This is a genomic window from Candidatus Hydrogenedentota bacterium (assembly GCA_012730045.1).
In the GTDB taxonomy this organism is placed as follows: domain Bacteria; phylum Hydrogenedentota; class Hydrogenedentia; order Hydrogenedentales; family CAITNO01; genus JAAYBR01.
Window position 1 is genome coordinate 67,676 of sequence record JAAYBR010000106.1, and the last position, 24,273, is coordinate 91,948.

The 24,273-nt window shown below is 66.2% G+C and carries 22 protein-coding genes and 1 tRNA gene; 12 read left to right on the forward strand and 11 right to left on the reverse strand.

Translation table 11 applies throughout. The features are described from left to right. The first annotated feature begins 206 nt into the window (after positions 1 to 206). The 5 genes from GXY15_11470 to GXY15_11490 all read left to right on the forward strand — a co-directional run bounded on the left by GXY15_11470 (position 207) and on the right by GXY15_11490 (position 7,295). Positions 207 to 998, forward strand: a complete 792-nt coding sequence (locus GXY15_11470; protein NLV41831.1) for a MotA/TolQ/ExbB proton channel family protein — start codon at positions 207 to 209, stop codon at positions 996 to 998. Continuing rightward, positions 995 to 1,435 carry a biopolymer transporter ExbD gene (locus tag GXY15_11475; GenBank protein ID NLV41832.1) on the forward strand — a complete coding sequence of 147 codons (441 nt, stop codon included), beginning with the start codon at positions 995 to 997 and terminating at the stop codon, positions 1,433 to 1,435. The genes GXY15_11470 and GXY15_11475 overlap by 4 nt, the downstream gene beginning before the upstream one ends. Next, complete coding sequence (locus tag GXY15_11480; protein ID NLV41833.1) at positions 1,432 to 3,825, forward strand: tetratricopeptide repeat protein; 2,394 nt, start codon at positions 1,432 to 1,434, stop codon at positions 3,823 to 3,825. The genes GXY15_11475 and GXY15_11480 overlap by 4 nt, the downstream gene beginning before the upstream one ends. Continuing rightward, positions 3,822 to 5,564, forward strand: a complete 1,743-nt coding sequence (locus tag GXY15_11485) for a VWA domain-containing protein (GenBank protein ID NLV41834.1) — start codon at positions 3,822 to 3,824, stop codon at positions 5,562 to 5,564. Before GXY15_11480 ends, GXY15_11485 begins: the two co-directional genes overlap by 4 nt. Before the next feature lie 93 nt (positions 5,565 to 5,657). Further along, positions 5,658 to 7,295, forward strand: coding sequence for a hypothetical protein (locus GXY15_11490; protein NLV41835.1), 1,638 nt, complete (start codon positions 5,658 to 5,660; stop codon positions 7,293 to 7,295). Positions 7,296 to 7,301: 6 nt separating this feature from the next. Here the strand turns inward: GXY15_11490 and GXY15_11495 are convergent, their stop codons facing one another. After that, positions 7,302 to 8,411, reverse strand: coding sequence for a DegT/DnrJ/EryC1/StrS family aminotransferase (locus tag GXY15_11495; GenBank protein NLV41836.1), 1,110 nt, complete (start codon positions 8,409 to 8,411; stop codon positions 7,302 to 7,304). A gap of 154 nt (positions 8,412 to 8,565) precedes the next feature. On the opposite strand from GXY15_11495, the gene GXY15_11500 reads away from it, so the two are divergent. The 3 genes from GXY15_11500 to GXY15_11510 are packed head-to-tail and all read left to right on the forward strand — an operon-like array spanning position 8,566 to position 12,658. Then, positions 8,566 to 9,411 (forward strand): alpha/beta hydrolase, encoded by an 846-nt coding sequence (locus tag GXY15_11500; protein NLV41837.1) that lies wholly within the window; start codon positions 8,566 to 8,568, stop codon positions 9,409 to 9,411. Between the two features lie 60 nt (positions 9,412 to 9,471). Further along, positions 9,472 to 10,458: a substrate-binding domain-containing protein gene (locus GXY15_11505; GenBank protein ID NLV41838.1), complete on the forward strand. Its 987-nt coding sequence runs from the start codon at positions 9,472 to 9,474 to the stop codon at positions 10,456 to 10,458. Continuing rightward, on the forward strand, positions 10,433 to 12,658 hold the full coding sequence (locus GXY15_11510) for a hypothetical protein (GenBank protein NLV41839.1): 2,226 nt from the start codon (positions 10,433 to 10,435) through the stop codon (positions 12,656 to 12,658). The genes GXY15_11505 and GXY15_11510 overlap by 26 nt, the downstream gene beginning before the upstream one ends. A gap of 8 nt (positions 12,659 to 12,666) precedes the next feature. On the opposite strand, the gene GXY15_11515 is transcribed toward GXY15_11510, so the two are convergent. From GXY15_11515 to GXY15_11545, 7 genes are all read right to left on the reverse strand, one after another. After that, the gene (locus GXY15_11515; protein ID NLV41840.1) at positions 12,667 to 13,965 is read right to left on the reverse strand and encodes a bifunctional folylpolyglutamate synthase/dihydrofolate synthase; all 1,299 of its coding nucleotides are present in this window, start codon (positions 13,963 to 13,965) and stop codon (positions 12,667 to 12,669) included. A 54-nt stretch (positions 13,966 to 14,019) separates the two neighbouring features. Then, positions 14,020 to 14,736, reverse strand: a complete 717-nt coding sequence (locus tag GXY15_11520) for a hypothetical protein (protein NLV41841.1) — start codon at positions 14,734 to 14,736, stop codon at positions 14,020 to 14,022. Between the two features lie 211 nt (positions 14,737 to 14,947). Then, complete coding sequence (gene ilvN / locus GXY15_11525; protein NLV41842.1) at positions 14,948 to 15,460, reverse strand: acetolactate synthase small subunit; 513 nt, start codon at positions 15,458 to 15,460, stop codon at positions 14,948 to 14,950. A gap of 10 nt (positions 15,461 to 15,470) precedes the next feature. Continuing rightward, positions 15,471 to 16,064, reverse strand: coding sequence for an aminoacyl-tRNA hydrolase (locus GXY15_11530; GenBank protein ID NLV41843.1), 594 nt, complete (start codon positions 16,062 to 16,064; stop codon positions 15,471 to 15,473). A gap of 49 nt (positions 16,065 to 16,113) precedes the next feature. Further along, positions 16,114 to 16,773, reverse strand: a complete 660-nt coding sequence (locus GXY15_11535; GenBank protein NLV41844.1) for a 50S ribosomal protein L25 — start codon at positions 16,771 to 16,773, stop codon at positions 16,114 to 16,116. A 31-nt stretch (positions 16,774 to 16,804) separates the two neighbouring features. Then, a complete protein-coding gene (locus GXY15_11540) occupies positions 16,805 to 17,740 on the reverse strand; it encodes a ribose-phosphate pyrophosphokinase (protein NLV41845.1) in 936 nt (311 codons plus the stop codon). Positions 17,741 to 17,826: 86 nt separating this feature from the next. Next, positions 17,827 to 17,902, reverse strand: a tRNA-Gln gene (locus tag GXY15_11545). 301 nt (positions 17,903 to 18,203) lie between these two features. Here GXY15_11545 and GXY15_11550 point away from each other — a divergent pair. From GXY15_11550 to amrA, 3 genes are all read left to right on the forward strand, one after another. Next, complete coding sequence (locus GXY15_11550) at positions 18,204 to 19,013, forward strand: hypothetical protein (protein NLV41846.1); 810 nt, start codon at positions 18,204 to 18,206, stop codon at positions 19,011 to 19,013. Positions 19,014 to 19,099: 86 nt separating this feature from the next. After that, entirely contained in the window at positions 19,100 to 20,227 is a 1,128-nt protein-coding gene (amrB, locus tag GXY15_11555; GenBank protein NLV41847.1) for an AmmeMemoRadiSam system protein B, read from the forward strand. After that, positions 20,224 to 20,832, forward strand: coding sequence for an AmmeMemoRadiSam system protein A (gene amrA, locus GXY15_11560; protein ID NLV41848.1), 609 nt, complete (start codon positions 20,224 to 20,226; stop codon positions 20,830 to 20,832). Before amrB ends, amrA begins: the two co-directional genes overlap by 4 nt. Positions 20,833 to 20,844: 12 nt before the next feature. On the opposite strand, the gene rimI is transcribed toward amrA, so the two are convergent. From rimI to GXY15_11575, 3 genes are read right to left on the reverse strand one after another with little or no spacing between them, the layout of a single operon-like run. Beyond that, positions 20,845 to 21,294, reverse strand: coding sequence for a ribosomal protein S18-alanine N-acetyltransferase (gene rimI / locus GXY15_11565; protein ID NLV41849.1), 450 nt, complete (start codon positions 21,292 to 21,294; stop codon positions 20,845 to 20,847). Position 21,295: 1 nt separating this feature from the next. Beyond that, positions 21,296 to 22,039, reverse strand: coding sequence for a tRNA (adenosine(37)-N6)-threonylcarbamoyltransferase complex dimerization subunit type 1 TsaB (gene tsaB, locus GXY15_11570; protein ID NLV41850.1), 744 nt, complete (start codon positions 22,037 to 22,039; stop codon positions 21,296 to 21,298). A gap of 42 nt (positions 22,040 to 22,081) precedes the next feature. Next, on the reverse strand, positions 22,082 to 22,594 hold the full coding sequence (locus tag GXY15_11575) for an HU family DNA-binding protein (GenBank protein ID NLV41851.1): 513 nt from the start codon (positions 22,592 to 22,594) through the stop codon (positions 22,082 to 22,084). 208 nt (positions 22,595 to 22,802) lie between these two features. Here GXY15_11575 and GXY15_11580 point away from each other — a divergent pair, with 208 nt between their 5' ends. After that, positions 22,803 to 24,242, forward strand: coding sequence for a cytochrome ubiquinol oxidase subunit I (locus GXY15_11580; protein NLV41852.1), 1,440 nt, complete (start codon positions 22,803 to 22,805; stop codon positions 24,240 to 24,242). Positions 24,243 to 24,273 lie beyond the last annotated feature (31 nt).

Sequence of the window (24,273 nt, forward strand, 5' to 3'; positions counted from 1 at the left end):
GGTTATTCCGCCAAAGGGAGCGTTATTCTAACAAAAGGCGGACGCATGAATCAACCCGTCTACGGGCTGGATTGCAGGCCGGTCCACCGGCGCGCGCAAATTGAAACCTTTCCGCGCCGAACGGCATAATATGCCTAAAGTATAAGGTGGAGTTCGGCCGTCCAGCCGCCGGTCCGTCCGATGCCCAACCACGAGGAAGATGAAGGATGAAACACCCCTGGATTGTCTACGGAGTCCTTGTGGCGCTGGCGCTCTTCGCGCAGGCCGCGGCCCCCGCGCAGGACGCCCCAGCGCCCGTCTCCCCCGAGGCCGCCGCGGCGCCGGCCGGAGACGCGGCCCCCGCGCCCGGCATCTCCCCGCCGCAGGTCGCCAACCAACTGACGTTGATGACCATGATCCAGCAGGGCGGGATGATCCTGTGGATCACCATGGCGATGGGCTTTCTGGGCCTCCTGCTGACGGTCTATCTCCTGCTCACCGTGACACCGAAGCGCGAGGTGCCGCCCACACTGGTGAAGCGCGCCCAGGCGCAGATCAAGGCGGGTGACCTCCGCGGCGCCTACCAGATGTGCCAGGAGCGGGATGAGATGATCTCGCTCGTGATCCGGGCGGGGCTCAAGATGGCCGGCCATGACCGCTATGTGATCCAGGAGGCCATGGAGAGCGAGGGGGACCGCGGCGCCACGGCCCTCTGGCAGAAGGTGTCGTATCTCAACAATATCGCCATGATCGCGCCCCTGCTCGGGCTCCTCGGCACGGTGTGGGGCATGATGCAGGCCTTCAGCTCCATCGCCCTCGACACCGCCCAAGTGAAGGGGCTGACCATGGCCTACAGCGTCTCCCAGGCCATGATCACCACGGCGGGCGGCCTCATTGTGGCCATCCCCGCGATGGCGGTCTACTATTTCCTGCGCGGCCGCGTCATCCGGATCATCGCCGAGGTGGAGGCCCAGGCCAGCGAGTTCGTCGAGCTGATCGCTGAGAAGGAGCAGCCATGAGGATCGGAGTGGGACGCCAGCTTCAGGAGGAGACGGAGAGCATCCAGATGGCTCCGCTCATTGACATCGTCTTCCTCACCCTCATCTTCTTCATGGTCACCAGCGTCTACGCCAACCTCGAGAGCGAGGTGGACATTGTCCTGCCCACCGCCGACACCGCAAAGCAGAACGAGCGCACCCAGGGGGAGATATTCATCAATCTCCGGGAGGACGGCGCGATCATTGTGAATGAGCGGAAGATGGAGGTGCCCGAGCTCCAGGAGGTGCTCCTTCGGGTCGCCAAGTATTTTCCCGGCGGCGCGGTGATCATCCGGGGCGACACCAACGCCCAACTGGGAAAGGCCATGCAGATACTGGACTGCTGCCGCAAGGCGGACATACAGAATATCGCCTTTGCGACCACCAAAAACGATGACAGGACGGCCCCGGCGTCTTGACGAACGGAACCACCATGCGCAAGTGCCTGACCGCGCTGATGCTGTGCTGCCTCGCGCCGGCCGCCTGCCCCGCCCAGGAGGCCGGATCGGGGGGGGACCAACTCGACTTTGCAAACGGCCTCTTCAGCCGGGGGTTCTTCGAGGAGGCGGCGGAGGAGTATGACGTCTTTCTTCAGGCAAACCCCTCCGGCCCCGAAGCCCCCAACGCCTGGTTCCGGCTCGGACAGTGCGCCCAGGCTTCCGGCGCCGCAGACAAGGCCGCCGCGGCCTTTGTAAAGGCCGCCGAACTGACCCAGGACCCCGCGCTGCGGATGCGCGCCCGCCTCGGCCTGGGCGAGTCGCTGGTGTCCGCCAAAAAGAACGCCGAAGCGGTGGACGTGCTCGCCCCGCTCTGCGGCGAGGAGCAGTCCGCCGAGGTCCGCGGGCGCGCGCTCTACTATCTCGGACGCGCCCAGGCCTCCCTGGACAAACAGGAGGAGGCGGCCAAGTCGTTTGAGGCCCTCGTTTCCGCGCTGCCGGATCACGCCCTCACCCCCTACGCCCAGTACCAGCTCGCCTTCGTGCAGATGGCCCGGAACCTCCACGAGGACGCTGCCATCACCTTCTCGCATGTCGCCGAAAACACCAAGGCCGACGCCGCCCTCCGCATGGAGAGCCGCTTCCGCACCGCCGAGATTTACGACAAGATCGGCTGGTTCAGCGCCGCCGTGGGGGCCTACGAGCAGCTTAAAGCCGAGTTCCCGGACTCCGACTATGCCCGGCGGGCCGACTACGGCTACGCCTGGTCCCTCTACCACGCCCGGAAATACCCCGAAGCCGGCGCCGCCGCAGAAAAATTCCTGGCAGCCAACGCGGACCCCGCGCTGGTCCCCGGCATGCAGTATCTTCTTGCCAACTGCCTGCAGCAGCAGAAGGAGTTCGACCGGGCCCTGGAGATTTACCGGGCCCTTCCCGAGAAGCACCCCGACTCCCCCTTCGCCGCCCAGGCAAAGGCGAAAGTCCCCTGGGCGCTGCACCTGAAAGGCGACCCGGCGGGCGCAAAGGCCGCCGCCCTCGCCTACCTCCAGGTGGACAAGGAGTCGCCGGCCGCCGGCGAGGTCGGTTTCCTGCTCGGGCTGCTGCTTAACGCCGAAGGCAACAACGAGGACGCCCGGCAGGAGTTCCGTCTCGTTGCGGAGAAGTTCCCGGACAGCGAGTTCGCCGCCGAGGCCCTCTACAAGTCCGGCGAGTGCACCCTCCAACTGGGCATGCGCGACGACGCCGCCAAGACCTTTGAGGAGTTCGTCCGCCGCTACCCGGACAACCCCCTGGCGGCGGAGGCAATTCTCCGGGCGGGCGACGCGCAGTTCAACTCCCAGGACTTCGCGAAGGCCGTTGAGAAGTACACCGCCCTGCTGGCCGCCCCCGCGACCCCCGAAGCCGAGGAAAACGCCCGCTACCGCCTCGCCATCACCTACCACAACATGAAGGAGCGCGCAAAGGCCGCGGAACAGTACCAGGCCCTGCTCGAAAAGTTTCCCGCCTCGCGTTACGCGGCGCAGGCCCTCTTTCACCTCGGCGAGTTCCAGCTCCGGGAACAGAAGGACGCGCTGAAGGCCATCGAATCCTATCAGGCGTCGCTGGACAAATCCCCCGGCCCCGACCTCTCCGCCCTGGCGCTCAGGGGACTTGCCCTGGCCCGGTACGAGCGCAAGGATTACGAGATGGCCGCGGACCAGTTCCTGCGGCTGGTACGGGAGTTCCCCCAGACGGCCCTCCCCGAGGAGGTGTACACCTGGTGCGGCCAGTGGTTCTACGATGCGGCGAAATGGGCCGAAGCCATCGCCGTGCTGGACGGGCTTCTCAAGGCCCTTCCGGAATACCCCTACGCCGACAAGGTCCGGTTCACCACCGCGGAGTGCGCGGAGAAGGCCGGAGACGCCGCGGACGCCCTTGCCCGATACCAGGCGACCGTGGAGGCCAACCCCACGGGTGCCAAGGCGGTGGAGGCCAAATACCGCATGGCCCGACTCCACGAGCAGGCGGGGGAGGTGGACAAGGCGCTGGCGCTCTACGAGGAGGCCTCCTCCGCGAACACCGGCGAGGTGGCGGCGCAGGCCCGGTTCCGTCTGGGCGAACTCTTTGAGGCCCGGGGCGAGCATGAGCGCGCCGCCCGCAACTTCATGCGCGTCGCCATTCTCTTCCTCCACGAGACGCTTTCGCCCCAGGCCCTCGCGCGCGCCGGACAGTGCTATGAGCAGGCCGGCCTCGCCGCGCAGGCGCTCGGCGCCTATGACGAACTGCTGAAGGACTACCCCGAATCAGAGCCCGCGCCGAAGGCCCGGGAGGCCGTGGACCGCCTCCGGCAGGCGGAAACGCCCGCCGCCCCCGCGAAGGAGCCCGGCGCATGACCAGCCGGCGCACCATGATGGGGGTCTCCTTTCTGGTCAGCGCGGTCATCTACACCGCGATGCTGCTGGTCGCACCCTACGTGACCCTCATGGAAGCCAACCGTTCGGCCGCCGTGGCCATGAACATGGTACACATCTCCCTGACTGACGACGTCCCGTCCGTCACCCCGCCCCCCGAGGAGGATCCCGTGGCGGCCCCCTCACGGCCGGGGAGCATCGGGGAGCTGCTTTCCCAGCCCGGCGAGGCGCCCCTGGACGCCCCCCCTGGACAGAATGCGGCCCCGGCAGAAATCCCGGACCTCGTCGGCCGGGTGGCGGGGGAACCCATCGCGCGGGAGCATGAACTCAATTTCGACCCCGCATCCCTGGAGCGGGCCGACGCCAAGATCATCGAAATAGACCGGGACAGCGCACGCAGCGAGGTGGAGGTGCCCCGAAAGCTCGTGCGGCCGAGTCCGGACCGCATCCTGGAGCCGGGCGTCTTTCCTGCCCTGCGCAGTGAGGGCTTCGCGCCCGGGGACATCCCCTTGGAGCCTGTTCCCCAGGGAATTGGCCTGGCCCCCGCGCCCGGGGCCGCGCTGTCCGGCCCGGACCCCATTGCTCCGGTCACCCCCCCCGCGCCCGTCCCCGAACCCGTGCAGAAGGCCATCGAGGCCCCCCTGGCCGACCTTCCCATCGAGCACGAGGTCCGGGAGGCCAAGGCGGAGAGCGACTACGTTTTCCTGGACGACATGCTCGACATCCAGGTGAACACCTACACGCAGCCCGGCGAGCCCCTCGGCTTCTTTGAGCTGGTCGTCTCCCCCAGGCAGGGCCAGACGGTCGAAGTCATCCCAAAGGACATCACCTTCGTCGTGGACGCCTCCCAGAGCGTCATGCAGCGGAAGCTGGACCTCGTCTCCCGGGGACTTGCGCAGGTGATCATGCAGCTGCGCCCCGAGGACTACTTCAACCTCGTGATCTTCCGTGACAACCCGTCGCCCTTCCAGCCGCAGCGGGTTCCCGCCACCGAGGCCAACAAGACGGCCGCCACGGCCCTCCTCAGGGGGCTGGAGTCGAAAAGCCAGACGGACGTGTACAAGGCACTCAACCCCGTGGTGGTCGAGGCGCCCCGTCCGGGAATTCCCGGCATGATCCTCATCTCGTCCGACTTCCGCCCCACCACGGGGGTCCAGAACAGCCGCGAGATCATCAACGGCCTCAGCCGGGAAAACGCCCAGCGAAACAGCATCTATGCCTTCGGCGTCGGCAACACCGTGAACCGCTACACCATGGAGTTTCTGGCCTACCGGAACAATGGCCATGCGCGGATCACCCCTGACATTGAGAAGGCCCCGCCCGAACTCGCGGCGTTTTTCCAGGAAATCAGCGACCCCGTGCTCACGGGCATCCAGGTCAACTTCAGCCGGATTGACGAGCAGGGGGTTTACCCCGCCCAAATCCCGGACTTCTTCACCCATAGCGGCGTCACCCTGTACGGGCGTTTCGACCCGGCCAAGGACCGGCAGTTCGTCATGCGCATGACCGGATGGGCTGGAGACCGGAAGAAGGAGGTGGTCTTCCGCGCCGAACTGGACAAGGCGGGGAAGGGCGGGGCCTCCATTCCGGGCAAGTGGGCCTTTGCCAAGTCCTACGCCCTGATCAGCGAGATGTCGGAAAAGGGGGAGACCCCCGAACTCCTGAACCAGCTCCGGGAACTCTCAAGGAAGTACAATGTGCGCACCTCCTACGACCAGTAAGCGGCGCCTTCCTGAGTGCCCGCTGTTTGGCGACAGGCGCTTCGCCTGATGGAGGAGGCCTTCTCTCCCCCCACCGCCGGGGCTTGGCTCCGCATGCTGGACGCTCCGGGATCCCTCCGCCGCAACATGACGGCCGTCTACGGCGGCGGACGGCTGCTGGAGGAACGGACTGCCCTGGTCGCCGCCGTGGTGCGCCGTTTCCTGGAAACACATGGAGACCAGCCCCTGCGCATCTTCCGTTCGCCGGGCCGCATCAATCTCCGGGGCATGCACGTGGACACCCACGGCGGCCGTCTGAACCTCATGACGCACCACCGCGAGACCGTGGTGGCCGCCGCCGCGTCGGGAAGTTCCCGGTGCCATTTCGTCAACCTTGAGCCCGCCTATGGGGAGGCCCGGTTTGAGCTTGCCGACGGCCTGCGCGACCTCTCCGGCATTCCATGGGACACGTATATCGGAACACCCCGGGTCACCGCCCGGGTCCGGGAGCGCAGGACATCGCGGGGGGGGGACTGGGCGAACTATTTGGAGGGCGCCTGCCTGAGGACGGTCCGCGAGCTGCCTGCGGAATCCGCCCGGGGCCTGCTGGCCGCCGTGGGCAGCGACCTCCCACGGGGCGCCGCGCTGAGTTCCTCCGCCGCCCTGTGCGTCTCCGTCCTCCTCGCCATGCATGCGCTGAACGGTTTGCCCTCACCCCCGGAGGCGTTGATCCGCGCGGAACAGGACGCGGAGTGGTTTGCCGGCGCGCGGGTCGGCATGAGCGACCAGGGGGCCATGATTCTCGGGCAGAGGGGGCGCCTGCTAAACGCCGCTTTGTTTGCCGAGGATTTCTGTCTGGAGGATGCCGTCCACCACGACTGGCCGGAGGGGTGGGAGGTGCTGGTGGTGAACTCGCATACCCGCCGCGCCCTGAGCGGGGCCCAACTGGTGGACTACACGCGCAACCGTTTTGCCTACTCGATGGCGATGCACGTCCTGCGCCGCGCGATGCTGGAGGTGGGCGTCGCGCCGGAACGGGTCCAGACCATGGACCGGCTCCCCCGCATCACCCCGGACGCCTTCGGCGGTGTCTCCGGACTCTATGCGCTCCTCGCGGCGGTGCCCGAGGACATTTCGCTGGACGCGCTGGCGGACCGCTATGCCCCCCCCGCCATGGGGGAGACCTACGAGAAGTATTTCGGGGCCGTTGATCCGGCCCTGCGCCCGACACATATCCGCCTGCGCGGCCCCCTGGCCTTCGGGCTTGCGGAGTCCGAAAGGGCACGCACCTTTCCGGAGTTTCTGCGACGGGACGACGCGGCGGGGGCGGGACGCCTGATGTCCATCGGGCATGACGGCGACCGCGTCTGCGATGCTCTGGGACACCCCCGCACCTGCGACCTGTCCAACGCCGCCCTCGCCCGCATGGCCGGGGCCAACGCGCCTCTGGCGGACTGCCCGGGGGCCTACGGCGCGAGCAGCCGGGTGCTGGACTTTCTGGTGGACGGGGCTTTGGAGGCGGGCGCCCTGGGTGCCTGTCTCACCGGCGCGGGCATTGCCGGCGCGGTGCTGGTCCTCTGCCGGCGGGAAGACCATGGCCGTATCGCCGACGCGCTCAGAAACCGCCTCGCCTCCGGCGCCTACCGGGAGAGGGGAGGCCGGGAGACGCCCCTGACCCCGGCCGAACTCGAGGCGGCAGTGGTGGTCAACCGCTCCACTGCGGGGGCCTGCGAAATCCTTCCCGAACCCTGACCGCCCTCAGTCCGCCGCGCCCACATGCCTCCTGAGCAGCGCCGCCACGGTGTCAATCTGCGCGTCCGTGAGTTCGGGATAGACGGGCAGGGCGAGCACCTCGCCGCAGGCTTTCTCCGCCACCGGACAGGAGACGCCTTCTGTGTGCGCGGCAAAACACGCCTGCCGGTGAAGGGGAACGGGGTAGAACACCCCGCAGCCGACCCTCTCCGAATGAAACAGCGCCTTGGCCGCATCCCGGCGGGGGATGCGCACGACATACTGGTGGTAAATGTGCCGGCACCCGGGAAGCTCGACGGGAAGAACTATCGAATCCGTGCCTTCCAGGGCCTCCGTGTACCGCCGCGCATGGTCGCGGCGCGCATCGTTCCACCGGTCCAGATGGCGCAGTTTCACCCGCAAAACGGCGGCCTGCACGGCCGGAAGATGGCTGTTGACCCCCACCATCTCATGCACATACGCCGCGCGCGCGCCGTGGCAGCGCAGCAGCCGTATCTTGTCGTCCAAGGCGGGGTCGTTCGTGAGCACCATGCCGCCCTCGCCGGCAGCCCCCAGGTTCTTCGTCGGGTAGAAACTCACCGCGGCGGCCCAGCCGAGGGATCCCACCCTGCGCCCGCTGTGCGAGGCGCCCAGCGCCTGCGCGGCGTCCTCAATGACGGGAATGCCATGCCGCCTGCCCAGGTCCAGCAGGGCGTCCATGTCCGCGCAGTGCCCGAAAAGATGCACGGGAACGATGGCCCGCGTGCGCGGGGTGATGAGCGCCTCCACGGCGGCGGGGTCCAGCGTCAGGGTGTCGGGGCGCACATCGGCAAACACCGGAACCCCGCCGGCGTTCACAATGGCCGCCGCCGTGGCGAAAAAGGTGAACGGCGTTGTGATCACCTCCTCCCCCGGCTTCAGCTCGAGGGCGCGGAAGAGGAGATACAGGGCGTCCGTGCCCGAGGCCACGCCCGTGGCGTGCCCGCATCCCGTGTACGCGGCCATCTCCGCCTCGAAGGAGTCCACCTGCGGCCCGCCGCGGAAGAGCTGCGATTCCAGCACCTCCCGCACGGCCGCCTCGACCTCTTCGCGGATTTCCGCGTACTGCGCCTTTAAATCCAACAGGGGAACCCGCATGATGCCGTGTCTCCGAAAAAAAGAAGCGTTTTCCCTCCCCGGGATTATGATAGCAAACATTCGGGGGCCCGGGCATCCCGCCACCGTCCCGCACATGCCATGAAAGGACGTGTTTCTGGTATGATCACCGGGGTGTAAACGGAGTACTCGTCCCATGCACAGCGAAAACGCCTTCAAGACCGGGAACGGGTTGGAACTTTACGCGCAGCAATGGCTTCCAGACTCCACGATTCGCGCGCGCCTGGTGCTTCTCCACGGCTTTGGCGACCACAGCAGCCGCTATGCGCATGTTGCCGCGCACCTCAACACGGCCGGTGTCGCCGTGCACACCTATGACCAGCGGGGGCACGGAAAATCCCCCGGACGCCGGGCTTATATCTCGCGGTTTGAAGATTTGCTGGAAGACTTGGACGCTTTTCTCAAGTGGTCGGCAACAGACCTCGCGGATGCGCCGCTCTTCCTCATGGGGCACAGCATGGGGGGAATGGTCCTCACGCGCTACGCGCAGACCCGCACCGTTGACGCCGCCGGACTCGTCTTCAGCAGCCCCTTCCTGGGCTTTCCCGACAACGTGCCAAAGATTCTCCTGAAACTTGCCTCTGTGCTGTCCGCGGTGCTTCCGGGCCTTCCGGTGGGCGGGGTGGACAATCGGGGGCTTTCCCGCGTCGCCGGAGTGGTGTCCGCCGCGGATGCCGACCCCCTCGCGTTTCACGGCCGCGTGGCCGCAAAAACAGGGGCGCAGTTCCACGAAACCATCCAGACGGCGGAGAAGAACTACGGGGCGATCACCCTGCCCGCGCTGGTTCTGCACGGAGAGGCGGACCGGGTGGTGCCCTGCGCCGGCGGCGTGCGCCTTTTTAAGGACCTGGGATCCCCCGACAAAACCCTCCGGCTCTTCCCCGGCGGGTATCATGAGCTCTGGAACGACCTGGATCAAGAAGCCTTTCTGCGCGAGGTGACCGGCTGGATAGGCGCGCGCGCCGCGGCGCCGTCCGCATAGTTTTTCACAGGACAACACCGCCGCCCCCCGCGCGGCATGGAAACCACGGGAGACCGGAACATGCGACATATGATGACTGCGCTGATCTTGGCCGGCGGCCTCATGGCCCTCCCGGCCGTTGGGCAGGAAACCCGCGTCGGCGTGCTGACGGACGGAATCACCGACACTTGGAACAATGTCCGCGCGCTCTGCGGCGAGGCCGCGACGGAAGGGGGGGCGGTGCTCGATTTTCGCATGCCCTCACCCGCCACCATTGAACAGCAGAACGCCATTGCGGAGAAGATGGTGCAGGACGGTGTCAAGGCCCTTGCGGTGTGCCCCATTGACCCGCAGGCGCAGGCCGGACAACTGAAGGCTCTGGCCGCGAAACTGCCCCTCATCCTTCTGGAGCGGGACGCCCCCGACTCCGGCCGCGCCTGTTTCATCGGGACCGACCACCGGGAGGCGGGCCGCCTTATGGGAGAGGTGACGAAGGAAGCCCTGCCGCCGATGATCCGGGTGCTCCTCTTCACTTCCGGAGAGGCCTCCGCAGCGGAGACGGCCCGGCTGGAGGGGCTCAAGGCATCCCTGGAGAAAGGCCAGTACTTCATCCTTGAGGTCATCGAAGACAAGGGGGACAGGGGCATCGCGGGCGCGCGCGCCGTGGAAGCCCTCAAGAAGCACCCCGAGGTCGGAGGGTACTTTGGAACCATGCCCTACCACGCCGGCGTGCTTCTCGGCGCGGTGCGCGCTGAAAAACGCGAGCGCATGGTGAGCGTCATCGCCTACGGAAACACCCCGGAAGGCCGGGACGGTCTGGCCACCGGCGGTGTGTTTGCGGTGGTCCGGCCCGATCTTCCGGACCTGTCCAAGAAGCTGTACGGGGCCCTTTCCGCGTTGTCCAAGGGGGAAACGCCGCCGGATCTTCCCGAAAACCGCTGTTATTCCGCGGGACTTCTCGTCGAAAAAACGGAGAAGCCGCGCAACCTGGAGGACATCGCGGATGCGCTGCAAATACCTCGGGTGCTTGAAGAGACTACGGTTGTCCCAAGACCCTCCTTCGAGTGAGGAGGTCGCCTGCGTAACCATTGGCGCAAAAGCGCTGGCCGAATGGCCGCTTTCGGATGATCCGGCGGAGAAGGCGTGGCGGGATGTGTCCGCCCTCAAGGAGTTGGGGGCGCGCGGCCTCGTGCTTTCCGGCGACTTCACGGGAATACGACGGATTGACAATCTTGACGAGGAGAAGCCGGGCTTCTGGGCACCCCTGAGTTCCCTGGATGCCGGGGAGCAGCGCCCTTTCCCGCTCAGCACCGGCCGGTTCCCGATCCTCGAAATCACCTACAAGTTCCTCAGCTCCCGGGCGCACGCCGAACTGGTCTGTTTCTACAGCGGCGGCGAGTGCGTCCACCGGCTCGACCATGCCTCGGACTGGACCACCGCCGCGGTGCTCCTGCATCACCGCGGTTTTCCCGACAGCGTCACCGGGGTCGCGGTCCGTCTCTACGCGCACAAGCGCACCGAGGAATCCATCGAAATAGAGTCCCTGCGCTTCCGCGCCATGACGCCTGCGGAGAAAGAGGCCTGGAAATCCTCATGCACCGCCGAAGCGCGGCGAAAAGCCCCGCCCGGCGTGGCCGCCCCGGCCGATTTCTTTCCTTTCGGGGTCTTTCTAAACGCGGCCACGGCGCGCAAGCTGGCCGACCTCATGGAGATCCCCTTCGCCGACTACTGGCGCCTCGCACTGGAGGACATCGCCCGCCATCACCACAACTGTGTTGTGGTGGAAAAGGCGGAGGCCCTCGGGCGCGGCTACGGCAAAGAGCTGGAGAGCCTCGCGCAAAGCCTCAACATCAAGGTCGTTCCCCTCTTCGGAATGCCCCTCAGCTCGCCGGAGCGTCTCTGGAAACGTCTGGCGGACACGCTGGTCAAGGACTTTGCCTCCTCCCGGGACGTGCTTGCCTGGGGGATCAGTGAGGCCCCCGACGAGAGCGACGTGGACCAGTGGCGGAGGTTCTGCAACGCGTTCCGGAACGCCGACACCACCCATCCCCTGACCACGCCTTTCCGGCACCCCGGAACCCTGCCCGCCTTCTCCTCCTGCATGGACGTGGACTGGTTCCATTTCTTCAAGTCCTACTGTCCCTGGAAGATTGGAGGTGCCGTGCGCGCCCATCTTGCCGTCGGGGAGGGCAGGGCCCTCTGGGTCACGGCGCCCGCTTTTGTGGACGCGAGCGGCGCCCCGGAATGGAGCTCCGGGCCCGAAATGCGCCTGATGATCAACCAGGCCCTGGCCAGCGGGGCGCGGGGTTTCTTCACCTACGCCTACCACAACAGCCCCCTCTGGGACGGAGGCCACTGCGAGCGCTCGCTCACCGGCCCCTTCCTCACCTTCAGCGACCTGTGGGCCGAACTGGGAAACCGGGTGGAGCGTTTCTCCGCCATGGCGCCCCTGTTTCTCAACTCCGTCCCCAACGACGGCGAGCCCCCCTTCAAACTCGGGCTTTCCTCCCGGGCAAACCCCCGGTCCAGGGTCCCCGCGGACATGCCCCTCGTCCAAGTGCTGTGGATGCGCTCCCCGGACTTCCACCTGTGTTATCTGGTCAGCAACGACGCCGACCAGTCCGTTTCGGTCAATCTGGAGTTTCCCTCTTTCCTTCCAAACGGCATGGAAATATACGACGTCACCGCCTTTGTCCGCAGCCGCATCTGGGCGCCCGCGGAGAAAACCCGGCATCTCGAGATGTTCCCGGGGCAGGGACAGCTTCTCTTGGTGGGGGATCCGGAGGGCTGCTCCCGCTGGCGCGACATCATCGCGGAGCGCATTCTGGAGGAGGACCGGCGCCAGGTGATGGTGGACATCGACCTCGCGCGGAAGTACCGCCTGGACGTGGCGGACATTGAGACCACCATCCTCGACGCCCCGCCGGGTGCGCCCCTGGAGGCGCTCCTGCATGTGCATGCGGCGCGGGACCGGCTGACAAACCTTATCTACACCACGCCCACGCTCACAGAGGCGCGCAGCATGCTCATCAAGGCAAGCTCCATCGTCTGCGGATGCGATGAGGCGCTCAGCGCCCTGTACGGCGCGGGAAAGAAGGACAGCGCCCACGAACTCGGCGTCAAGGTGGAGCCCCTGGCCAAAAACCTGACCCAGTTGCGACTGCGACTGCGCAGGGGCTACGGCACCTCCGTGGCCCGGTCGTGCGGGGAACTCGTGAACAAGGGAACGGCGGTCCTGAAGGAAATCTGGTCCAAGAACGAGGAGTAGGCCCGCCGTCAGAACACCGGCGCGGCGGCGCCATGCCGCGAGACCAGAATCCGGCGGGCCTCCCCCGCCGCATAGATGGACCCGCACACCAGAAGAGGCGTCTCATCGGTGGCGCGCGCCATGCCCGCCTCGAGCGCCTCGGACAGGCCGGGGCACGAAATGTGCGGCGTTCCGCCCGCCAAGCCGGACAGTTCCTCGACGGAAAGGGACCGCGCGCCCGTGTAGGCGGTCAGGATGAGGGGAAACGCCGCCGGGCGGATGATTTCGAGCATCTTCGCGGCCTCTTTGTCCGAGGAGACGGCAAAGACCACCACCGCCCGCGGGAAGGACGCCGCCAGAGTCTCCATGCCGTCCGGGTTGTGCGCCACGTCCAGAAACACCGGCGGCGCATCCAGCACCTTCTCCATCCTCCCGGGCCACCGCGTTTCAGCCAGTCCCCGGGCGATGTTGGCGCCGGAAACGGGCCCGAGGGGAGGGGGGAGGAGGGCGGCGGCCAGCGCGGCGATGGCGGCGTTGCCCGCCTGGTGCGCCCCCGAAAGGCCCAGGGGAACCTCTTCCAGTTCAAGCGCCCCGTGGCGGAGGGTTAACCGGGGGGCCATGGGTGTCCCAGAAACGGAAAACGCGTAGTCCTGTCCCGCCATGAGCAGCGGTGCCCCGACCTCGCGCGCCCTCTCCCGGACCACCGCCGCGGGCCCCCCGGGCAGGAGGCCCGTGACGCAGGGCACGCCGGGCTTGAGAATGCCCGCCTTCTCGAAGGCGATTGCCTCCAGCGTGTCACCGAGATAACGCGTGTGGTCCAGTGCGATGTTTGTGATGCCGCACAGTTCAGGCCGCAGCACATTGGTGGCGTCGTGGCGCCCGCCCATGCCCGTCTCCACCACCGCCGCATCCACACGCTCATCGCGAAACCACCCGAAGGCGATGGCGGTGTTCAGCTCGAAGAACGTCGGGGGGGAGGGCATCCCCGAGGCAACCTCCCTGAACCGGAAGACCTGGTCCCGAAGACACTCTTCGGAAATGGGAACGCCGTTGATCTGGAAACGCTCCCGGATGTCCAGGAGGTGCGGGCTGGTGAACTTCCCCACACGAAAACCCGCCCGACGGAGGATGGTGTCCAGAAACGCGGCCGTGCTTCCCTTGCCGTTGGTCCCCGCCAGATGAACGGAGGGGCAGGCCCCTTCCGGATTGCCGGCGCCGTCAAGAAGCGCCCGAATGTTGTCCAGGCCCAGCTTGACGCCGTGCAGGATGAGGTCGGAAAGATAGTCCCGCCAGGGGGTCCCGTCGGAAACCAAGTCCATATGCCGCATGGCGCACCCTGTCCCCCGGCCCCCGGAACCGCCCCGGGAGGGCCGGCCGAGCGTTCACTCCGCCTGCCGGGGCTCCGCAATGTTCCCCGGGAAATACAGGAGCCGTCCGCAGTGCTGGCAGGCGTGGTACTCCTTCTCCCCCATGATCTCGTTCACAATCTGCGCGCGCACGGTCATGAAACAGCCGCCGCAGGACTCGTCGTTGAGGGGAACCGCGGCGGGTTTTCGCACGGTCCGGATCCGCTCATACCGCTTGAGCAGGGAAGGGGAGACCGCATCGGCCAGGGGCCCGCGCCGGCTCTCAAGCTCCTTGCGCTCCTCCACGGCCACCGCAAGCTCGTCGTCAATGCGCGCGCATTCCTCGTCCAGTTTGCGCACCTCCCCCTCGATCCGCTTCTTGTCCTCATGGAACCGCATCTGCGCGTCGTCAATCTCGAGCATGATCCCCAGGATGCGCTCCTCCCTGAGGGCGATTTGCTTGCGCTGCAGCTCGATCTCGTGCAGGAGGGCGCGGTACTCCTCGTTTTTCTTCACCTGGAGAAGCTGCGTCTCGAGCTTTGCGATCTGCGCGTTCTTCTGGTCAATGTCAACCTCGCACTCCTTCTGCTCGGTCTTGAACGTCTTGACCCGGTTCTCGCTCTCCTTCAGCTCCTCCGTCAGCCGGACCCGCTGGATGTTGTAGGCCTCCTTCTGCCGGGGAATCTCCTTCTCCCGGGCGCGGAACGCCTCAATCTTCAGGTCAAGCTGCTGCAGTTCCAACAACGCTCTCACTGTCCAATCCCTCCGGGGGCCGCCGCCCGTTGTGTCATTAAAAGAAAAAGGCGCGGCCGTGATGACCGCGCCCTGTGTGCGCCCGCGTGCTGCGAGTACACGGCGTCCCGCGTCCCTTCTTCGGGCCGCACGACACTGTCCGTGCGGTGTTCCGAAGCCCTGGGGGCCCGGCCGCGCGCCGTCCGCCGCATTTCACAGGAAGAAACCACCCTCACTCCTCCCCGGAGGCCGCGCCGCCGCCCCGCGATGAGCGGGCCAGGGCGACCGTGCCGGTCCGGACCAGCTCCTCGATCCCGTAGGGGCGCAGCATTTCGATGCAGGCGTTGACCTTGCCCTGCGCCCCCGTGACCTCCACCGTCATCGTCTTCTGGTCGAGGTCCACAATCTTCGCGCGGAAAATGCTGGCCAGTTCGATGATCTCGCCGCGCCTCTTCGCGCCCGCGCCCACCTTCACCATGACCAGCTCCCGCTCCACAAAGGAGGTGTTCGTCAGGTCCTCCACCGCCACCACGTCCACCAGCTTGTTAAGCTGCTGCATGATCTGCGCCAGCACCGTGTCGTCCCCGCGGACGGTGACGGTCATCCGGGAGACGGACGGGTTCTCCGTCTCGCCCACGCACAGGCTGATGATGTTGTAGCCGCGCGCGCTGAACATCCCCGACACGCGCGCGAGAACGCCAAACTGGTTGTCCACCAGCACGCAGATCGTGTGCTTCTTGTTCATCGGCATGACATCATCCTTCCTCGGCGCCCGGGCGCCGGTTGTGCCGGCTCATGGCCGCCTCTATGCCTTGCTCCACCCACAGCAGCACCGCCGCAGCCGCGTCGTCCAGCATGGCGTCCACGGCGGCCCGCTCTTCCGGGCGAAACCTGCCCAGCACATGACCGGTCAGCTCGCCACCCGGCGTCTCACCGCCGCCAACCCCCAATCTTACCCTGTGAAAGGCGTTGGTGCCAAGCCGCTCGATCACGGACTTGAGGCCGTTGTGCCCGCCGGCGCCGCCGCCGGCCCGAAAACGCACCGATCCCAGGGGAAGGTTCACATCGTCGGCAATGACAAGAATGTCCTCGGCCGCGACGCCTTTGCTCCTGGCCGCCTTCGCAACGCTGCCGCCGCTGAGGTTCATGAACGTCAGCGGCTTAAGCAGGTAAACCCGCCGGCCGGCGTGCATGCCCTCGGCCCACAGCCCGTCGTGCTTTTCCCGGTCAAAAGACGCGGAACACCCGGCCGCAGCCCGGTCCGCCACGCAAAAGCCCAGATTGTGGCGGGTGTCCCGGTACTGGGCGCCGGGGTTTCCCAATCCTACCACCAGTCTGGAACCGCACAAACCATTCACCTCGGGGGCTGTTCAGGCCGCTCGTCGGAAGGGGAGGGGACTACTTCCCCTCCTCCGCCTGTTCCTTGGGCTCTGCCGCCGCCGCCGCCACCGGCTCGGCCTCGGCAGCCGCCGCAGCCGCAGCCTCGGACGCGCTGACACGCGGCATGTGCACAGACGCGACGGGAAGCTCTGAATCCGTCAGCAGGGTGACCCCCTCCGGAATGGAAAGCATCGAAACGTGGTATGCGTCGCCGATGTTGAGGTCCGTGGTGTCCAGGATGAACTTCTCGGGCACCTGCGTCGCCAGGCACTCGACCTCAACCTCGCGCACTTGGTGCTCCAGCAGGCCGCCCTCGGCGACCCCCTTGCAGCGCCCCGTCAGCTCGACGGGAACCATGGTGCGGATGGTCTCGTCCATGCGGATGCGCACGAGGTCCACATGCGTGGGGTTGTACTTGAGCGGATGGCGCTGCACCGACTTGACGATGGCCGCGGTGTTCATCGCGGGCTGGTCCTCGCAGACCAGGCTCACAATCGGGTGCGTGCCCGCCGCCGAATGGAGCAGCCGGTCAAACTCCTTGCCGTCAATCTCCAGCGACATCGCCTCTTCCCCGCCGCCGTAAAGCACGCCGGGAACCCTGCCCGTGCGCCGGACCGCGTGGGCCATGCCCTTCGTTCCGGTGGCGCGGCTGCTGACACTCAACGTCTTCAGTTCCATTGTTCAATTCTCCCAGAACATTTTCTCGTTTTCAGACCTGAAACAAACTGCTCACGGACTCGTTGCGGTGGATGCGGCGGATGGCTTCCCCGATCAGGGGGGCCAGCGAAAGCACCCGGAACCGGGGATTCGCCGCCGCACGCGCGCAAAGGGGCACCGAGTCGCACACCAGGAGCTCCTCGATGACCGAATTCTCTATGTTGTCCAGCGCCGGGCCGCTGAAGACCGGGTGTGTCGCGCAGGCCCGCACGCTCAGCGCGCCATGCTCTTTGATGGCGCGCGCCGCCTTGACCAGCGTGCCGCCCGTGTCAATCATGTCGTCCAGAATCAGCGCGTGCTTGCCCTCGACCGACCCGATGACGTTCATCACCTCCGACTCGTTCTCCCGCGGGCGCCGCTTGTCCACAATCGCCAGGGGAATCGCCAGGCGGTTCGCAAACTCACGCGCCCGGCGCACGCTCCCCATGTCCGGGGAGATCACAATCATGTTCTCCTGCAGCTTCTCCTTCCAGAGGCACTCGCAGAAAACGATGTCCGCCGCCAGATGGTCGAGCGGGATGTCAAAAAAACCCTGAATCTGCCCGCTGTGCAGGTCCACCGTGAGCACCCGGTCCGCCCCCGCAGCCGTGATCAGGTTCGCCACCAGCTTGGCCGTGATGGGAACCCTCGCCTTGTCCTTGCGGTCCTGCCGGGCATACCCAAAATAGGGGATCACCGCCGTGATGCGCTCCGCCGAGGCCCGTTTGACGGCGTCAATCAGGATCAGAAGCTCCATCAGGTGCTGGTTCACCGGCGGCGAGGTGCTGTTCACCAGGAAGACGTCCCGCCCCCGGATATGCTCCTGAATCTGAACCCGGATTTCCCCGTCACTGAATCCGCTGACCACCGCCTCGCCTTGACGCACGCCCAAATGCTCGCAGATTCCCCGCGTCAGCGCCTGAGACCCATTGCCGGAAAAAATCTTCATTTCCACGGAACCGTCCACGATAAAGGCCTTCCGCTCCTGGTTGCCCGCATCAGAAACCGCCCCGGGACGGTCTCACTTTGTCTGACTGGCTGGGGCGGCTGGACTCGAACCAACAATAGCCAGAACCAAAATCTGGTGCCTTACCAATTTGGCTACGCCCCATCCGTGTCGGCAGGGTTGCATGACTGGCCGCTTGCCGTCGTCCGTCCCGCCCGCCGCAAAGACCTCCCCACGCGAAAAGCGCCAAGTCGGCCAACGGCAAACGCCTCCGGAAGCACAAAAAAGACCAACGGCAACCCCCGGAGGGCACAGCGCGGTGAGTATAGCAGGAGATGCCGGACCATTGCAAAGCCTCTGTCCGGCTTCCAGGGCGGCGCCATCTAAGAATAGTTGCCATTCTCCGCATAATGCGATATAATTTCCCCGCGGCCAAGCATGGACAAACAGCATGGGATGATCGGTCATGGTGCCTGACTCGAAGACTGGAAAGACAGACGGAGCGGAAAAGCGCACACGTCAGCGGCTGGTGGTGCACCTGAAGAACGGGCGCACCGCCCGCGGCTTCTGTCTGGCACTCAACAAGGTCGCGGATGGATTCAACCTGGAACTCGTGGACGAAAACAACCAGTCCATTGAGAAGTCCGTCCACGTCCCCTTTGGCGAGCTGAAGGGGGTCTTCTATGTCAAGAGCTTTGACGGCCGCTTCAATCCCGAGCAGTTCCTCCAGGAAATCCCCGAGAACGCCCTCCCCGTCGTGCTGGAGTTTTTTGACGGTGAGATCGTCTCGGGCTTTGTCACTTCCCCCAAGTACATGCAGGAGCCCCGATTCCTCTTCATCCCGGACGATCCGAACGGCAACAACCTCAGCGTGCTGGTCGAAAGAACCGCGATCCTCTCCGGCATGACCCCCGAAGAGTACAAACAGCGTCTGCACAAAGAGTTCGAGAGTTTTCTGCACGACAAGGTTCAGCTGAGCGATGAAACCCAGACCGAACTTGAGGGGGACTTCTATTTCGGGAAGGGAAACTACCAGAAGGCCCTCCGGAAATACCGGGAAGTGGAGAAGACCGACAAAGCCTCCAAGCGCCTGAGCCGAAAGATGACGGCAACCCTCTTCAACGTGGGCATCTGCAACATCCGCAAGCACAGCTATGAGCGCGCCCTCCAGTACATGGAGATGGTGCTTGCCCGGGACCCCCAGCATGACCAGGCCATCAAACGGGTCGAGCAGCTCCGCGCCCACCTCCGCAAGAAACGCACGGAGCAGCCCTGACCGTTCCGGACGGTTGCATCCCCCCGCGCCGAATGTGACACAATAGAGCCGCCGTGCGGACATGCACTCCCCGCCGGCGAGGCGCCATGCGAAAACCTGCCCTTTGTCTGGCCGTGATTCTGGCGTGTTTCTGCGCCGCAGCCCCCCGCGCGGACGCGCAACGCCGCATCGTCCCGCGCCTGCCGGCAGTCGCGGAATCCCACTATCCCGCCGATCCGGACACCCTGCTCAAAACCCTGCGGTCCTTCTATGACGCCGCAGACGCCCCCGAAGTCACTTCGTTCCTGGCTGCCTGCATTGCATCTCCGGCCCCCTACGGTCTTGCGGGCAAAGTGTCCGCCCATGCCTTCAAGAGCCTGAAGCCGGGACAGTATGAACGGGTCATCATTCTCACCAGCGCGCACACTGCGGACATTGAGGGGTGCTCCCTTCCCGAGGTGGACGCCTTTCTCACCCCGCTGGGCCCCGTGGCGCTCGACCAGGAGGCCGTCAGACGGCTCGTCTTTTCCCCCCTGTTCTCCGTCCAGGCCCTGAATTACAGCGAGAAGGGAAGCAAGCGCGGCCGGGTGCATGAGTGGGAGCACGGCATTGAGACCCTCCTGCCCTACCTTCAGGAGCGCCTGCTGGAATTCAAGCTCGTCCCCGTTGTCATCGGAAGTCTCACCACCCCCAGCGGAAAATTCAACCCCGCCGCCGCGGACAGCGTGGCGAAGACCATCCGCCCGCTGCTGGACGACCGGACCCTGCTGGTGGTCAGCAGCAGTTTCACGCATTTCGGCAACGACTTCAGCAACCGCCCGTTCAACGAGAACATCCAGAAGAACATCGAGCGTCTGGACCGCCAGGCCTTTGAGTGCCTGCTCTCCCTCGACGCGGCCGCCTTCCAGCGCTACATGGAGGACACTGAAAACGTTATTGACGGGGAAAACTGCATTCATGTCCTTCTGCGCCTGCTGCCTCCGGGCACACAGGCCCGTATCCTCGCCTATGAGGTGTCCTGCGCCCTCACCGGCGACATGAACCGGTCCGTCAGTTTCTCCGCGTTCACCTTCCACGACCCGGCCCGGCCTGCGGCCGCGCCGCAGCCCGACAAGGTGAGGCCCCTGCCCATGCCCGGTATTCCGGCAGGGACGCCCCCCGCGCCGCCCACACCCGAAGCCGCGCCCGGGGAAAAGGCGAAAACGGCGAAGCAGCCGAAAAAGGAAACCCCATGACCGGCGCGCCCCCCCTGACGCAGGAGGAAAAGCGCGCGCTGCTCCGCATCGCGCGCGACGCCATTGCCGCCTTTCTCAGCGGGCGGGCGCTCTCCCTGAAGGACTACCCCCTGACGGAGTCGCTCGCGGCGCACCGGTGCGCCTTTGTCACCCTGCATGACGCCGGGGGCGGACTGCGGGGCTGCATCGGCACCCTGGAGGCCCGGGCCTCCCTCGCGGAGACCGTGCGGGACCATGCCGTCCACGCAGCCTGCCACGACCCCCGGTTTTCCGCCGTGACTTCGGGGGAACTGGACGCCCTCTCGGTGGAGATTTCCGCCCTGGCGCCGGGCGAGGTTCCCGGCACCCCGTTCCTTCCCGTGGCAAGCCTGGATGAGATCGTTGTGGGCAGGGACGGGCTGTACCTCACGCACCAGCCAAGCGGGCGCGGGGGCGTGCTGCTTCCCCAGGTGCCGGTGGAGCAGGGCTGGAACCTGAACGCCTTCCTGGAGGGGCTCTGCCGAAAGGCGGGCCTGCCTTTCCGTGCCTGGGAAAACCCGGACTGCCGCCTTTACCGGTTCTCCGCGGAAGTCTTCGGGGAGCACGATTTTCCCCGCCACTCCTGAGCCGCCGCGCCCCTAAAAGCGCTTGATCATCAGCACGGCGTCCTCCCCCGTGCGCTGGTAGTATCCCGGCCGCCGCCCCTCCGGCACGAAGCCCATCCGCTCGTACAGGCGGATGGCGGCCGTGTTTCCATCGCGCACCTCCAGCCGCGCCAGCGCGGCGCCGAGGGCAAACGCGCGCGCGAGCAGGTATTCCATCACCTGCCGCCCATAGCCGCACTGCCGGTGTTCCTCGGCCACCGTCACCCGGGTGATGTGCGCCTCGTCCAGCACCAGCCAGAAGCCCGCATAGGCGACCACGTCATCCCCCAGCAGCCCCACATGCAAATGGGAGCAGGACGTCTCCAGCTCGTGCCGGTACATCCCGTGCGTCCAGGGATCCGGATAGGCCTGGCTCTCCAGCAGCAGCACCGCCGGAAGATGCGCGGCGCTGAAAGCCTCAAACCGCAGGGGTGCGGAAGCCATGTCAGCCCCTCCCCCCGCCCGGACGCTCCGCCTGGGCCTTGCGAAGATACACCGGAACCGCCAGCGCCGGATCGGTCGGCGCGCCCGCCGCCTGACGGCGCACGCCCTCCAGCGCCACAAAGGCCGCCCGGGGCGTGTTTCCCGGCGGGGGCACGATGCGGGCGTCTGGAAGCGCAGCCTGAATCTCCGCGCTGTACCGGTCGGCGCCGTCGCCGACAAAGACGACCGTTCCCCCGGTTCCCGGCATATCCCCCAGGAGACCTGCAACCGGCGCGACCCGGTCCCCGCCGACCTTCTCCAGCCCGTCCGGAGTCACGAGGTAGAACGCGCCAAAGACCTCCCCCATGCGCGCATCGAGCAGGGGGACGACCAGCCCGTCCACCGGAGGCGCGGCATGCGCCAGCGCATCCAGCGTGGGCACACCCACCAGGGGAAGACCGCGCGCCAGGGCGAGCCCCTGCATGGCGGAGGCCCCGATACGCAGGCCGGTGAAGGAGCCCGGCCCCGTCGCCACCGCCAGAAGGGAAAGCCGCTCCAGACTCACCCCGGAATCGGAGAGCACATGGTCAATGAGGGAGAAGAGCCGCTCCGCGTGCAGCCGCTTGCCGTCCACCACCACCTCGGAGCAGATGCGGACGGAAGGGGAGGAGGGGGGACCCCCGGCCCGGCACACGCCGACGGCGCACCATCCGGTGCTGGTGTCCACGGCCAACACCGTGGGGGGGGGGCTGATGGAGGTGGTCATGTGGGAAGTTCCCGCCCCGTTGGCGGACGCCCCGGCGGGGCGTCAGGTTGTCTGCGTGTCACCCTCTGCGCCGCGCGCCCCCGCCGCGACCTTCTCCTTCATCATCTTCCCCGGCTTGAACGAAACCACCGTCCTCCGCGAGACGGGCACCTGTTCCCCCGTCCTCGGATTCCTCCCCACGCGCGCCGCCCGGCGCTTCACCTCAAACACGCCAAAATCGCGTAGTTCCCACCGGCCACCGCGCACCAGGGTCTGCGTCAGGGTGTCAAAGGCGGACTCCACAATGCGAAACACGTCGCTCTGTGTCATCCCCGTCTTGCTGGCGACAAGCATCACCAACTCCCGCTTTGTAATGGTCACGGATGGGGCTCCTTCCCTCTGGAACTGTCCGGCGTCTTTCCGGCTGCGGCGCGGATCCGCCGTCTTCACCGGAAACGCCCGCCGGCGCCCGGGCACCGACGCCCTAATAGTACCCAATCCCCTCCAAGGCGAGTCAAGTTTTCGCGGCCGGCCCAAACCGCCGGCGGGGACCGCTTTCGACCACAGGGCGGGCATGCTGACAGCGGCGGGCAAACTCAGACACACCCGGGCAGGCGCGGCCTGCATTCGGAAAGGGGCCGCGCCGCCGCCTTCTCCGCACCCGGTGACGGATCGAATAATCTGCGGCCGCAGGGCGTTATAAGGGTGGGATGTGTCCGTCGCCCCCTTTGAAAACGTCTCCTGATGACTATGGAATCACGCCACCCAGCATAAGGAACACCCGATGGAACTCGACGCGGTTCTGCTTGCACGCATTCAATTCGGTTTCACCATCGGCTTTCACTACCTCTTCCCGCCCCTGACCATCGGGCTGGCCTGGCTCATGGTCATCATGGAGACGCGCTACTGTTTCACCGGTGTCAAGGTCTACGAGAACATGGCCCGGTTCTGGACCAAGCTGTTCGCCGTCACATTCGCCGTGGGCGTGGCCACGGGCATCGTCATGGAGTTCCAGTTCGGGACCAACTGGGCCGACTACTCGCGCTTCGTCGGCGACGTCTTCGGCTCGGCCCTGGCGGCCGAGGGCATCTTCGCCTTCTTCCTGGAATCCGGGTTTCTGGCCGTGCTGGTCTTCGGCTGGGACCGCGTCTCCAAGCGGGTTCATCTCCTGAGTACCTGGCTGGTGGCCCTGGGCTCGACCCTGTCCGCCGTCTGGATTGTTGTCGCCAACTCCTGGCAGCAGACCCCCGCCGGATTCCACGTGGTCGGGGAGGGCGCCGCGCGGCGCGCCGAGATCACCGGTTTCTGGGAGATGGTCTTCAACCCGTCGGCCATGCACCGCCTGAATCACACCGTCATCGGGGCCCTCATTTTGGGCGCCTTCTTTGTGATGAGCGTCTCGGCCTTCTACATCCTGAAGAACCGGCATCTCGACTTCGCGAAACGCTCGTTCACCATCGCGCTCGTGGTGGCCTTTCTGTCCTCGTGGGGCATCCTCTTTTCCGGGCACCTCCAGGCCAAGAAGGTCGCGGAGACCCAGCCGGTCAAGATGGCGGCCTTCGAGGGGCACTTCAAGTCCGACGGCGGCGGCGCCCCCCTCTATTTGTTTGGATTTCCCGACAAGGACGCCCGCACGGTGCGCGGGGGGATGGCGGTTCCCGGCATGCTGAGTTTTCTCATTCATGAGAGTCTCACCAAGCCGGTTCCCGGGCTGCTCGACCTGTCGGAGGACGAGAACGACTGGCCGCCCCTGGGCATGACCTTCCAGACCTACCACCTCATGGTGGCCATGGGCATGTTCCAGATCGGCGTCAGCTCCCTGGCTCTGTTTCTGCTGTGGCGCAAGCGCCTCTTCGAGCAGCGCTGGCTGCTCTGGACCTTTGTGTTTGCCGTGGTCACCCCGTACATTTCCAACCACGCCGGATGGATGGCGGCCGAGATCGGGCGGCAGCCCTGGGTGGTCCAGGGCCTGCTGCGCACCTCCGACGGCGTCTCCAAGAACGTCAGCGGGGGGCAGATTCTCGGGTCCATCCTCATGTTTGGGTTTGTCTACCTCATGCTCTTCCTGGTGTGGATCTTCGTCCTGAACAGCAAGATTCAAAAGGGGCCCGACCCCGGCGGGGAAGGGGAGCCCGCGGACGGCATGAACACGGGGTTCCTGGCCGTCGCCGAAAACCGGGCCGACCCCTCCGGACCTTCCATGGGCTCCGTGCACAAACAGTAACCGCCCCGCCTCGCGGCGCACAACACGGGAA